Source organism: Variovorax sp. 05L425, assembly GCF_056397705.1.
Genome location: NZ_JBFTNY010000021.1, coordinates 77817 through 90105 on the forward strand (window position 1 = coordinate 77817; position 12289 = coordinate 90105).

Consider the following 12289-nt stretch of genomic DNA (forward strand, 5'->3'; position numbering starts at 1 on the left):
TCCTCAGCGCACGTCGCGGTCGCGTGAGCGGCCATCGCGCGCACGGGCATCGCCGATGCCGGGCGCAACGGGGATGACCGACGACTGCGGCGGTGCCGTGCCTGCCACGTTGGGACTGGCGGCATCGGACGGCGTGGCTGCGTTGTTCTGGGCGCTTTGCTGCACCAGCTTGTCGAGCGGCAGGTAAAGCAGATTCGAGTTCTGCTTCGAGTCGATCAGCACCTTGGTGGTACTGCTGTAGATCTGCTGCATGGCGTCGGTATACATGCGGTCGCGCGTGACTTGCGGCGCCTTCTGGTATTCGGCCAGCACCGAGCTGAAGCGCTGCGCATCGCCCTGCGCCTGCGCGATGATCCGTGCCTTGTAGGCCTCGGACTCTTCCTTCAGTCGTGAGCCCGTACCCGTGGCGCGCGGCACCACGTCGTTGGCATAAGCCTGTGCTTCGTTCTTGGTGCGCTCGCGCTCCTGGCCGGCTTTGAGAACGTCGTCAAACGCGGCCTGGACTTGTTCGGGAGGACGCACGCCACCCTGTTGGAGATTGATGCCGACGATCTCTACGCCGACCTTGTATCGGTCCAGGATGGTTTGCATCAGCGTGCGCACGCGCGGCGCGATCTGGTCGCGCTCGTCGGCGAGTGCCGCGTCCATGCGCATCTTGCCGACCACTTCGCGAACCGCGGTCTCGGCGACTTGCACCACCGTGTCGCTCGGGGCCTTGCTCTCGTAGAGGAACGCCCGCGCGTCGCTCAGACGGTACTGCACGGCAAACTTGATTTCGACGATGTTCTCATCCTCGGTCAGCATGGCCGACTCGCGAAGACCGGTCGAGCGCACGATGGTGTCCCGGCCCACGTCGGCGGAGCGGATCTGCGTGACCACGACGATCTCGTGGCGCTGGATGGGGTACGGCAGGCGCCAGTTGAAGCCGGCGCCCACGGTCGCCTTGTAGCGGCCGAACTGCGTGATCACGGCCTGCTGGCCTTCGTTGACGATGAAGAAGCCGGTGCCCAGCCAGATCAGCACGGCGACCGCGGCCACCAGGCCGATGCCGAAGCCGGCATTCTTCATGTCCGGCTTGAGGCCGCCGCCGTTGCCGCCATTCGGGCGGTTGTCACCGCCACGGCCACCACCGAACAGGCCGCCGAGCTTGCGGTTGAAATCACGCCAGAGCTCGTCGAGGTCGGGGGGGCCCTGGTTGGGGCCCTGGCCTCGCGGACGGTTGTTGTTGTTGTTGTTGTTGTTGTTGCCCGGGGGCGGCGCGGGGGGTTCGCCGTCTGGTCGGTTGCCGGCGGGACGATCGCCGTTTGACGAGGAATCGTCGCCCCGGCCCCATCGGCCGTCGTTCAGGTTGAACATGCCGGGAAACCGTCTCCACACTGGCTTTGCATTCATTCGGTTCTGTTCTTTAGTCAGTGAAGGTGATTGTGCCCAATTCAATTGGCGGCATCGTGCAATTCGGCGCCGGCTTCTGGGGTCATGGCCTCGTCGGGCGGACGAGACCGTCGCGCAAGCTCGGTCCGTAGTGCCGGAATGCCCTCGCCCGTATGGGCGCTCAGGAATATCCGGGGCACCTGCACGCCATCGACATTGACCTCGTCGCACATCTGCAGGGGTTGTTGGGTGGTTTCAAGGGCATCCAGCTTGTTGAACACCAGAAGCTGCGGCACGGTATCGGCGCCGATGTCCTTCAGGACGGCCTGCACCTCCGTCATCTGCTCGGGGTGATGCGGGTTGGAGACATCGACCACGTGGATCAGCAGATCGGCGTCGACCGCCTCCTGCAGAGTGGCCTTGAAGGCGTCGATGAGGCCGTGCGGCAGGTCCCGGATGAAGCCGACGGTGTCCGACAGCGAGACCTTGCGGCGCCGACCGTCTTCGTTGTGGCCCAGGTAGAGATGCCGCGTAGTGGTGTCGAGCGTTGCGAAAAGCTGGTCGGCCGCATAGGCGCGCGCCTTGACCAGGGCATTGAACAGCGACGACTTCCCCGCGTTGGTGTAGCCGACCAGCGAGATGTTGAAAGTGTCTCGCCGCTCGCGCTGGCGCCGCTGGGTGCCGCGCTGGCGCTGCACCTTGCCGAGCCGCTCGCGCGTGCGCTTGATCGCCTCGCCGATCATCCGGCGGTCCAGTTCGATCTGCGTTTCGCCGGGGCCGCCGCGCGTTCCGATGCCGCCGCGCTGACGCTCCAGGTGAGACCAGCGGCGCACCAGTCGTGTGCTCAGGTATTGCAGCCGGGCGAGTTCGACCTGCAGCTTGCCCTCGTGAGACCGGGCGCGCTGGGCAAAGATTTCAAGGATGAGGAAGGTGCGGTCATACACGGCGATGCCGAGCTGACGCTCGAGGTTGCGTTGCTGCGCAGGACTCAGCGCCTGGTCGAAGACGACTTCGCTGGCGCGATGCAGTTCGGCGAGCTCGCGGATTTCATCGGCCTTGCCGCTCCCGACGAACAGAGCGGCGTCGGGCGCCTTGCGTTTACACACCAGGCGAGCGACCGGTTCGAGTCCGGCGGTTTGCGCGAGCAACCCGAGTTCCTCGAGTTCACTGTCGAAATGGGGCAGGCCAAAGTCCACGCCGACAAGAACGACGGCGCCTTCCGTGCGGGGGATCGGCTCAGACAATCGGTATCAAATTGAGAAAAGCGCGGCGGGCGAACCACCGCGCTCCGTGCCATTCAGGCTGCTGCGTCGTCGCTCTCGGTAGCCGAGAAGTTGACGGCACGCCCCGGCACGATGGTGGAGATGGCATGCTTGTAGACCATCTGGGTCACCGTATTGCGAAGCAACACGACGTACTGGTCGAACGACTCGATCTGACCCTGCAGCTTGATACCGTTGACCAAATAGATCGAGACCGGTACGTGCTCACGACGCAAGGTATTCAGAAACGGGTCTTGTAGAAGTTGCCCTTTATTGCTCACGATATTCTCCGTGTTCAAGAGTTGTTGTTGAGCCGTTCACCTTAACACAGCGATTCCGCGCTGCAGCAAAAAACGCCAATGGCCTTGGAAAAATAACGATTCTCGAAGACCGGAACTTCGGCGTTCATCAAGCGTCCTTGTCCGCGTACGGATTGTGCGAGGTCTTGAGCTCGATTCGCAAGGGCGTACCGACCAGATCGAACTCCTTGCGGAAGCGGCCTTCAAGGAAGCGCTTGTATGCATCGGTGACATGCTCCAGCGAATTGCCGTGGATCACGATCACCGGCGGATTCATGCCGCCCTGATGCGCATAACGCATCTTCGGACGGTACATTCCCGCTCGCTTGGGGGCCTGGAATTGCACGGCCTCCAAAAGCAGACGCGTGAGGACAGGCGTCGACATCTTTCGCGTCGCCGACTTGTGAGCCTGCACGATCGACTGCCACACCGGGCCCAGCCCCTGGCGCTTGGCGGCCGAAATGAAATGCAATGAAGCGAACTTCAGGAACGGCAGGCGCGTCTCGATCTGCCGCTGAAGTTGCTCCCGCTGGTAGCTGTCCACCGCATCCCACTTGTTGACCGCAATCACGACGGCACGACCGCTCTCGAGGATGTAGCCCGCGATATGGGCATCCTGGTCGGTGATGCCCTGCGTCGCATCGAGCAACAGCAAGACCACATTGGCCGACTCGATGGCCTGCAGCGTCTTCACGACCGAGAATTTCTCGATCGCTTCGAAGACCTTGCCTTTGCGGCGCAGGCCCGCTGTATCGATGAGTTCGAAACGCTGGCCGTTGCGCTCGAAGGGCACCATGATGGCGTCGCGCGTCGTACCGGGCAGGTCGAATGCCACCAGCCGCTCTTCGCCGAGCCATGTGTTGATCAGCGTCGACTTGCCGACATTGGGGCGGCCCGCGACCGCGAGCTTGATCGGCTTGTTGACATCTTCTTCCTCGTCATCCTCGGGCTCAGGGAGGTTGAGCGGCTCCAAGGCCAACTCGACCAGGCCGCGAATGCCCTGCCCGTGCGCCGCCGAGATGCCGTGCACCTCGCCGAATCCGAGTTCGTAGAAGTCGACCAGCTTCGTGCCGTCATGCATGCCCTCGGCCTTGTTGGCGACGAGCACGCAGGGTTTTCCGAGGCGCCGCAGTTCGTTGGCGATGTCGTGATCCTGGGCCGACAAGCCCTCACGGGCGTCGACCACGAAGATGACGACATCGGCCTCGGCGACGGCCTGGCGGGTTTGCTTGGCCATCTCCTTGAAGATGCCGCTGCCCGCGTCGGGCTCGAAACCGCCGGTGTCGATCGCGATGAACTCGTGCTTGCCCTGACGGCCGTTGCCGTAGTGGCGGTCGCGCGTGAGTCCCGCAAAGTCGGCGACGATCGCGTCGCGCGTTTGCGTCAGACGATTGAACAGGGTCGACTTGCCGACGTTGGGACGCCCGACCAGCGCAATGACCGGCTTCATCGAAGGCGTCCTTCCATCACGTTATTCCGGCCTGTAGCCGAACACTCCGCCATTGCGAGTGACGACCACGACCGTGTTGCCGGCCAGGACCGGTGTTGCGGTGATGGCGGATCCATCCGGCGTCACGCGGTTCAGCGGAGAACCATCGTCGCGCGAGAGGAAGTGCAGCAGCCCCGTGGCGTCGCCGATGATCAGGGAGCGGCCCACCGCGAGCGGCGCCGTGAGCGTGCGGTTCTTGAAGATCTCGGCTTGTTGCCACGCGCGCTCACCGTCGGCGCGGCGCCAGGCGATCACGGCACCGTTTTCCTCGGTTCCATAGACGAAGCGATCATCCCCACCCACGCCGTCCGCGCCATTCGCGGGCTTGCTCCAGATCGTTGCACCGCGCGAAGCGTCGACGCAGCCGACGCTGGCCGAATAGGCACGGGCGCAGACGCTGTCGCCGACCCGGCTCACGCTGCCGGTCAGATCGACCAGGCGCTCGACATCGTTGGTGCCGCGCGGCGCTGCGATCGGTGCCTCCCAGCGCGAGGTGCCGTTGGCGGGATTCATGCCAACGAGGCGTCCACCGATACCGACGACCAGCGTGTCACCCACCGCGAGCATGACGCCAGACCGCTTCAGGACGAGATTTTCAGCGTTGCGCTGCTGCGCCCAGAGGCGGCGGCCGCCTTGACCATCCCAAGCGCTGGTAGTGCGGTCGGCTGCCTGCACGAAGACGCGCCGGCCGGCCACCAGCGGCGCCGTGAAGGACTGGGCTGTCAGACGTTGCTTCCACAAGATCTTGCCGCTCTGCAGGGTGACGAGCTCACTGTTGGCCGTCACGACAGCGACGAGGGTTCCATCGGTGCCAACGCCGGCCAGCAGGGGCTCGCCAACGCTTGCGCGCCAGACTTCGCGGCCAGCCCGCGCATCGATCACGGCGACAGTGCCATCGCTGGAAGCGACCGCAACGAGATCACCACTCACACTCACGGACAGCGGGAACTCGACCGCCGGGATCTTGACGTTCCACGCTTGGCGGACGCCCATCAGCGCCGGGTTGGCCCCCAATTCGGCGGGCTTCGGCTTTGAGCCCGAACAGGCTGCCAATGCGGCAATCAGAACCACGGCAGCCCCTTTGCGCAGGATGGGCGCCGAAGGCAGGAAACGCTTGAAATTCATGGTGTGGTCTTGGCAGGGGATGCAGCGCCGGCGGTCGGTGCCAGGCTCTTCGGGTCTACGCCGACGGCGTTGAGCTTGATCTCGACGAGACGGCGGTATTCAGTGCGCGGCTCGAAGGCGCTCCAGGCTTTCTGGTACTCGGCCTTGGCTTCATCGCGTTTGCCTTGCGCAAGGTAGATGTCGCCCTTGCGGTCGGCCACCAGCGCTTCGAACTGCTTCGGAAAATCGCCCGAAAGCTGCTTGAGCGCCTCGTCGTAGGATTTGGCATCCAGCAATTCGGCTGCGAGCCGCAGCTTCGCGACGGCCTGGTAGCCGGGGTCGACCGCATGCTCCGCCACCCAGGTGAGCGCGGCGCGCGAAGCTTCGGCGTTGCCCTTCTCGTAGAGCGTCCTGGCCGCCAGCAATCCGGCCTGTTGGGCGTAAGCCGTGCCTGCGAACTTGTCTTTCATGTCGGCCAGTACGCGCTCGATACGAGCCGTGTCGCCCGCCTGCACGCTTCGCTCCACCTCGTCGTAGAGCGCCGACGCCTGAGCGGCCTTGTTGCGTTGGAAGTACTGCCAGCCGTTCCAGGCCACGAAGGCACCGGCCGCGAGCAGCACAACCCAGGTGATCAGGGTGCCGTAGGTGTTCCAGAAATGCTTGAGCTGATCGAGCTGTTCCTGTTCTTCGAGATCGAGATGGGTGGCCATGCGCTGTCAGTTGTTGGAAGCGGAGGATTGTAGGGTGGCGGCCCAGGCCGCCAGATCGGCGAGCGGACGGGCCGTCTGCGCGCCGGTTCCGTCGCGCAGCGCCTTGACGGTGACCTCGCCGCGGGCGAGTTCGTCCGCGCCGAAGATCAGTGCATATGTGGCGCCGCTGGCATCGGCTTTCTTGAACTGGGACTTGAAACTGCCCAGCCCATCGACGGTGGCGGCATGCATCTGGGCACGCACGCCCGTATCGCGCAACTGCTGCAGCGTGCGCAACGCGACGGGCATTGCCGCGGCGTCGGGCACCACGGCATAGACATCGGGCACCGGTGCCGAAATCGACGTGCCCTGCTCCTTCATCAGGTCGAGCACGCGCTCGACGCCGATGGCCCAGCCAACGGCAGGTGCAGGCTTGCCGCCGATCTGCACGATCAGATCGTCGTAACGGCCGCCGGCACACACGGTGCCCTGCGACCCCAGTCGATCGGTCACGAACTCGAACACGCTGAGGTTGTAGTAGTCGAGCCCACGCACCAGCCGGGGATTGATGGTGTAGGCGACCCCATTGGCGTCGAGGATGGCCTTGAGGCCTTCGAAGTGCGCGAGCGATTCAGCGCCAAGGAAATCGATCAGCTTCGGAGCCGACTCGACCACGGCCTTCATCGTCGGATTCTTGGTGTCGAGGATGCGCAGCGGATTGCTGTGGAGACGGCGCTTTGCGTCCTCATCCAACTGGTCGGCGTGCTTTTCGAAGTGGGCGATCAGCTGGGCCCTGTGCAGTGCACGCTCGGCAGGTTGCCCGAGGCTGTTGAGTTCGAGCCGAACGTCGGTCAGGCCGATGAGTTTCCAGAGCGCGTTCGCCAGGAGAATGAGCTCCGCATCGACGTCGGGACCCGCAAAACCGAGCGCCTCGGCGCCAATCTGGTGGAACTGACGAAAACGCCCGCGTTGCGGCTTCTCGCGGCGGAACATCGGGCCGATGTACCAGAGGCGCTTGCCGCCGTCGTACAGCATGTTGTGCTCGATGACGGCGCGCACCAGGCCGGCCGTATTCTCGGGGCGGAGCGTCAGGTGGTCGTTGTCGCCGTACTTGTCCGAGCGGTCGTGAAAGGAGTACATCTCCTTTTCGACGATGTCCGTGACCTCACCGATGCCGCGCACGAACAGCGCTGTGTGCTCGAGGATCGGCGTACGGACGTTGCGATAGGCATAACGCGCCATCAGCTCGCGAACCGTGGCTTCGAGCCACTCCCAGCGCGCCGATTCGGGCGGCAATATGTCGTTCATGCCTTTGACGGCATTGAGTTTTTCAGCCATGGATGAGATCAGGCGACTTGGGCAGCGTCCGCGCTGCCAAAACGCTTTTCAATGTAGTTTTCGACCAGTTGATGGAACTCGTTGGCGATGTTGTCGCCGCGCAGCGTGAGCGCCTTCTGCCCGTCGATGAAAACCGGCGCCGCGGGGGCTTCGCCGGTCCCGGGCAGGCTGATGCCGATGTCGGCATGCTTGCTCTCGCCCGGCCCATTGACGATGCACCCCATCACCGCGACTTTCATCGTCTCGACGCCTGGATACTTGGTGCGCCATACCGGCATCTGCATGCGCAGATAGTCGTCGATCTGTTTGGCGAGTTCCTGGAAAGTAGTGCTGGTTGTCCGGCCGCAACCCGGGCAGGCGGTGACGCTCGGCACGAACACCCGCAGCCCGAGGGCCTGAAGGATTTCGTTGGCGATGGCCACTTCCTGCGTGCGCGATTCGCCCGGCTGGGGCGTGAGCGAGACACGGATCGTGTCGCCGATGCCTTCCTGCAGCAGGATCGAAAGCGCCGTGGCCGAAGCGACCGTGCCCTTCGTCCCCATCCCGGCTTCGGTCAGCCCCAGATGCAAGGCGTAGTCGCAGCGCTTCGCGAGTTCGCGGTAGACCGAGATCAGGTCCTGCACACCGCTCACCTTGCAGCTGAGGATGATCTGGCGTCCGTCCATGCCCATCGATTCGGCGAGCTTGGCGGAATCGATGGCCGAGGTCACGAGCGCCTCGTACATGACCTGCTTCGCATCCCACGGCTCGGCGCGCTGGCTGTTGACGTCCATCAGGCTGGCCAGCAGCTCCTGGTCGAGACTGCCCCAGTTGACGCCGATGCGCACCGGCTTGTTCCATCGCATGGCCGCATCGATCATCTGGCCGAACTGACGGTCGTGCTTGTCGCCCTTGCCGACGTTGCCGGGATTGATGCGGTACTTGCTGAGCGCTTCGGCGCAGGCCGGGTACTCGGTGAGCAAGCGGTGGCCGTTGTAGTGGAAATCGCCGATGAGCGGGACATCGACGCCCATGCGATCAAGCTGCTCGCGGATGTACGGCACCTGTGCCGCTGCCTCGGGCGTATTGACCGTGATCCGGACCATTTCCGAACCGGCGAGCGCCAGTTCCTTGACCTGGATCGCAGTGCCGATCGCATCGACCGTATCGGTGTTCGTCATCGACTGGACGCGCACCGGCGCATCGCCGCCGACGGTGACCGTGCGAGGCCCCCAGGTCACACTGGCCTGGCGGGAACGCCGTGCCTGGGGTGCCGCGGATTCGATCGGCAAGCAGCCGATGGTGCTGAGGGCTTCAGTCATGATGTATCGCTCAGGGTTTGACGTCGAAGCGTGCCACACCCCCGGAACGCGTGATCGACGCAAGGTCGAAAGGCTTGCCGCGCACTTGCACTTGCACGCCGGCAGCACGGCCGACCACCACGGACAACGGCAAGTTGCCGGTCAATCCGACGGTTTCGCCGGCCTTGACCGTTCGATGCAGCAATTGCTTGCCGCCCGCTTCGGTCACGTTGATCCAGCTGTCTTCACGCGCAACGAAAACAATCAGGTCATTGCTTGGGGTTGGGGCCGCAGAGGCCGGCTCCTCCACCACGACGGGTTCGGCAGGAGGCTGCGCCGCCACAGGGGGCATCGGCGCAACGGATTCAGTCACGGTGCCGGGCGCCGCGGATTCCGGCTTGGGGGAAACGGCGGCCTGCTCAGTGGTCGTGTCCCGCGTGGTCCAGCGGGAAATCGACGCACCAACCTGGTCGAAGATCGACTGCGGCAGCCAGAACAGAACCGCGGCGCCGATCAACAGCAGCACGACCACGGTCAGCAAAGCGCGCGACGGCAGCCCGCCAGCCCCTGCGCTGGAACGCGGTGACGACGAACGCAGACTCTTGCTGATGACGCGGTCCGCTTCCGCCAGACCCGGGCGCTGAGCGCCCGGCAGCTTGGCCAGCACCGGCGCGGGGTCGATACGCAATGCCCGACAGACGCTGGCCGCGAGGGCGCGCGCGAACACCGGGTCGGGCAGCGACTCGATGTCGTCAGCCTCCAGCGCGACGAGCTTCTGCGGTGACACCTTGAGAGCCGCGGCCACCATTTCGATATGCAGCCCGTGCGCCTCCCGCGCTTCGCGCAGCATATCGCCGGCAGTCATGTGTGTGCTGTCGCCACCTACCAGGGGCACCGCCGCCGATGCCCCGAACTCGCTCGCCCGCTCAATCATTGAAATTCCCGCGCTCGTACGCTGATGCCTCCCGTGAGTCGGGGAAGCGACGTTGCAATTGCCCGCCCAGCTGAGTGCTCGCCTCGCGATTGTTCAGCTGGCGTTCGATCTTGATGCCCAGCCACAGCGTCTCCGCACTGGCCGAAGGGCTGTTGTTGACCCGACGAATGTAGAACTGCGCGCGCGACCACTCCCCGCGCTGCGCAAGAATCGAGGCCAGGTTGTAGGCGACCACAGGATTGCTGGCGTCGAGTTCATAGGCCTGCGAGAGACTGCGTTCGGCCTCCCCCTTCTGGCCCGCCTTGAGTTGGCAGAGGCCTTGCGTCATGAGCGTCTTGGGACGCTCGGTATAGGTCGGAACGGCCAGAGCGGCGGTGAACTGCTGCTGTGCATCAGCGTAGCGGTTCTGCTGGCAAAGAAGCCACCCGTAGTTGTGAAGCACATTGGGATCGCGCGGATCCAATGCGATGGCGCGGCGAAAACTGTCCTCCGCACCGGCCGCGTCGTCGAGCCGCATGTAGATCAGACCACGAAGGTTGTAGGCGTCTGCAAAGGTCGGATCCGCCGCGACGGCCTGCTTGATTTCGTCAAGCGCAACTGTCGTCTGGCCTTGCTGGAAATATCCGATCGCCAACTCGACGCGCAATTTGGCGCGCTTGCGGCCGTTGGTTTCGTCCGATTCCGTCACGATGGCTGCGGCATTGGCCGACGAACTCATCGGCACGCTGGCATTCTTGGTTGCGCAGGATGCCAGCATGAACACAGCGGCAACGCCAAAAAACGCTTGCATCGCTCGTCCGTGCGCGGTCGAAAAGGCCTTGCTCATCGGGTCATTGCTCCTCGGCTGTAGATTTGGAGGCCCCGATTCGGGCCGGATGCAAAACGACGGTACGCCGCTGCGCCATGCGCTCGGCTGCATGGGTGCGGTCCTTCACGTCGCCGGCGAGTTGACCGCAGGCGGCGTCGATGTCGTCACCGCGCGTCTTCCGCACGGTGGTCACGATCCCTGCCTCGCTCAGGACTTTGGCGAACGCCAGCACGCGGGGCTGCGGAGACCGCAGCAGTCCGGATGCCGGGAAAGGATTGAAGGGGATCAGGTTGAACTTGCACGAAACGCCCTGCGACCGCACGAGTTCGACCAACTGGCGCGCATGCTCGGGCTGATCGTTCACGCCGTCGAGCATGCAGTATTCGAACGTGATGAAGTCCCGTGGCGCATGCGCCAGGTAGCGCTTGCAGGCTTCCAGCAGTTCGGCGATCGGGTACTTGCGATTGAGCGGCACCAGGTCGTTGCGCAAGGCGTCATTCGGCGCGTGCAGCGATACGGCAAGGGCGACAGGACAATCCTCGCCCAAACGATCGATCATGGGAACCACGCCCGAAGTCGACACCGTCACGCGCCGGCGCGACAGGCCGTAGCCGTTGTCGTCGAGCATGGTGCGCAACGCCGGCACCAGTGCCGAATAATTTTGCAGGGGTTCGCCCATCCCCATCATCACGACATTGGAGATCACTCTCTCGTCGCGCTTGAGGTGCTTTCGCAGGAAGTGCTCGGCGAACCACAATTGGGCAACGATCTCGCCGGTCGTGAGATTGCGGCTGAAGCCCTGATGGCCAGTGGAACAAAATCGGCAGCCCACCGCGCAGCCAGCCTGCGACGAAACGCACAGCGTTCCACGGTCGTCCTCGGGAATGAACACGGCCTCGACCGCATTGCCGTCGCCGACGTCGAAGAGCCACTTGATGGTTCCGTCGGCGGATTCGTGCTGCGTGACCACCGGCAGCGCCTCGACGCGCGCAGTGGTCGCGAGTTTCTCGCGCAGCGTCTTCGCGAGATCGGTCATTTGCGCGAAGTCGCTGGCACCTCGCTGGTGAATCCACCGAAAGAGCTGCGTCGCGCGAAAACGCTTTTCACCCAGCCGTTCGCAAAACGCGGCCAATCCCTCCAGATCGAAGTCGAGCAGGTTGGCCGTGGTCATCGGGGGGTGCCTGGCAACCTCAGCGTGCGTAGACGTTGAGGCCGGCGAAGAAGAAGGAAACTTCGTTCTTGGCGGTTTCGGGGGCATCCGAGCCGTGCACCGCGTTCGCGTCGATGCTGTCGGCAAAGTCGGCGCGAATGGTGCCGGCGGCTGCCTTCTTGGGATCGGTGGCGCCCATCAGGTCGCGGTTCTTGGCGATGGCATCGTCGCCTTCGAGCACTTGCACGAACACGGGGCCCGAGATCATGAACTCGACCAGGTCCTTGAAGAACGGGCGTTCCTTGTGGACGGCGTAGAACTGCTCGGCTTCGCTGCGCGACAGATGCACGAGCTTGGCGGCGACGATCTTGAGGCCGGCTGCCTCGAAACGGGAAACGATCTTGCCGATGACGTTCTTCGCAACGGCGTCGGGCTTGATGATGGAGAGGGTGCGTTCGATGGCCATTGAAGTGCTTTCCTGAGTGCTTGAATCTGAATGAGTTCCATCAGAGCCGCAACGATGAGATTGCGGCACTTGACAAAGCCTTTGATTTTAACCGGCGAG

General features: G+C 64.0%; 12 protein-coding genes. All 12 read right to left on the reverse strand.

Annotation, left to right across the window (positions count from 1 at the left end; translation table 11 throughout):
- Positions 1 to 3: 3 nt before the first annotated feature.
- Positions 4 to 1356 (reverse strand): FtsH protease activity modulator HflK, encoded by a 1353-nt coding sequence (hflK, locus tag AC1DN9_RS22465; protein WP_478103861.1) that lies wholly within the window; start codon positions 1354 to 1356, stop codon positions 4 to 6.
- A 77-nt stretch (positions 1357 to 1433) separates the two neighbouring features.
- Positions 1434 to 2615 (reverse strand): GTPase HflX, encoded by a 1182-nt coding sequence (hflX, locus tag AC1DN9_RS22470; RefSeq protein ID WP_478103811.1) that lies wholly within the window; start codon positions 2613 to 2615, stop codon positions 1434 to 1436.
- A gap of 53 nt (positions 2616 to 2668) precedes the next feature.
- Positions 2669 to 2914 (reverse strand): RNA chaperone Hfq, encoded by a 246-nt coding sequence (gene hfq / locus AC1DN9_RS22475; RefSeq protein WP_478103812.1) that lies wholly within the window; start codon positions 2912 to 2914, stop codon positions 2669 to 2671.
- Between the two features lie 127 nt (positions 2915 to 3041).
- Positions 3042 to 4382, reverse strand: a complete 1341-nt coding sequence (der, locus tag AC1DN9_RS22480; RefSeq protein ID WP_478103814.1) for a ribosome biogenesis GTPase Der — start codon at positions 4380 to 4382, stop codon at positions 3042 to 3044.
- 21 nt (positions 4383 to 4403) lie between these two features.
- Positions 4404 to 5546: an outer membrane protein assembly factor BamB gene (bamB, locus tag AC1DN9_RS22485; protein WP_478103815.1), complete on the reverse strand. Its 1143-nt coding sequence runs from the start codon at positions 5544 to 5546 to the stop codon at positions 4404 to 4406.
- Positions 5543 to 6235 (reverse strand): YfgM family protein, encoded by a 693-nt coding sequence (locus AC1DN9_RS22490; RefSeq protein ID WP_478103817.1) that lies wholly within the window; start codon positions 6233 to 6235, stop codon positions 5543 to 5545. Before AC1DN9_RS22490 ends, bamB begins: the two co-directional genes overlap by 4 nt.
- Positions 6236 to 6241: 6 nt before the next feature.
- On the reverse strand, positions 6242 to 7552 hold the full coding sequence (gene hisS / locus AC1DN9_RS22495; RefSeq protein WP_478103818.1) for a histidine--tRNA ligase: 1311 nt from the start codon (positions 7550 to 7552) through the stop codon (positions 6242 to 6244).
- A gap of 8 nt (positions 7553 to 7560) precedes the next feature.
- On the reverse strand, positions 7561 to 8853 hold the full coding sequence (gene ispG / locus AC1DN9_RS22500) for a flavodoxin-dependent (E)-4-hydroxy-3-methylbut-2-enyl-diphosphate synthase (protein WP_478103820.1): 1293 nt from the start codon (positions 8851 to 8853) through the stop codon (positions 7561 to 7563).
- 10 nt (positions 8854 to 8863) lie between these two features.
- Positions 8864 to 9697, reverse strand: a complete 834-nt coding sequence (locus AC1DN9_RS22505) for a helix-turn-helix domain-containing protein (RefSeq protein ID WP_478103822.1) — start codon at positions 9695 to 9697, stop codon at positions 8864 to 8866.
- Positions 9698 to 9758: 61 nt separating this feature from the next.
- Positions 9759 to 10592 carry a type IV pilus biogenesis/stability protein PilW gene (pilW, locus tag AC1DN9_RS22510; RefSeq protein ID WP_478103823.1) on the reverse strand — a complete coding sequence of 278 codons (834 nt, stop codon included), beginning with the start codon at positions 10590 to 10592 and terminating at the stop codon, positions 9759 to 9761.
- Between the two features lie 4 nt (positions 10593 to 10596).
- A complete protein-coding gene (gene rlmN, locus AC1DN9_RS22515) occupies positions 10597 to 11745 on the reverse strand; it encodes a dual-specificity RNA methyltransferase RlmN (protein WP_478103825.1) in 1149 nt (382 codons plus the stop codon).
- 19 nt (positions 11746 to 11764) lie between these two features.
- Positions 11765 to 12190, reverse strand: coding sequence for a nucleoside-diphosphate kinase (gene ndk, locus AC1DN9_RS22520; protein ID WP_478103827.1), 426 nt, complete (start codon positions 12188 to 12190; stop codon positions 11765 to 11767).
- Between the last annotated feature and the right edge of the window lie 99 nt (positions 12191 to 12289).

Excerpts from the sequence above, each read along its gene's own strand:
- hflK (WP_478103861.1), bottom strand. The coding sequence starts at position 1,356 with ATGTTCAACCTGAACGACGGCCGATGGGGCCGGGGCGACGATTCCTCG.
- der (WP_478103814.1), bottom strand. The coding sequence starts at position 4,382 with ATGAAGCCGGTCATTGCGCTGGTCGGGCGTCCCAACGTCGGCAAGTCG.
- bamB (WP_478103815.1), bottom strand. The coding sequence starts at position 5,546 with ATGAATTTCAAGCGTTTCCTGCCTTCGGCGCCCATCCTGCGCAAAGGG.
- AC1DN9_RS22490 (WP_478103817.1), bottom strand. The coding sequence starts at position 6,235 with ATGGCCACCCATCTCGATCTCGAAGAACAGGAACAGCTCGATCAGCTC.
- hisS (WP_478103818.1), bottom strand. The coding sequence starts at position 7,552 with ATGGCTGAAAAACTCAATGCCGTCAAAGGCATGAACGACATATTGCCG.
- ispG (WP_478103820.1), bottom strand. The coding sequence starts at position 8,853 with ATGACTGAAGCCCTCAGCACCATCGGCTGCTTGCCGATCGAATCCGCG.
- AC1DN9_RS22505 (WP_478103822.1), bottom strand. The coding sequence starts at position 9,697 with ATGACTGCCGGCGATATGCTGCGCGAAGCGCGGGAGGCGCACGGGCTG.
- pilW (WP_478103823.1), bottom strand. The coding sequence starts at position 10,592 with ATGAGCAAGGCCTTTTCGACCGCGCACGGACGAGCGATGCAAGCGTTT.
- rlmN (WP_478103825.1), bottom strand. The coding sequence starts at position 11,745 with ATGACCACGGCCAACCTGCTCGACTTCGATCTGGAGGGATTGGCCGCG.
- ndk (WP_478103827.1), bottom strand. The coding sequence starts at position 12,190 with ATGGCCATCGAACGCACCCTCTCCATCATCAAGCCCGACGCCGTTGCG.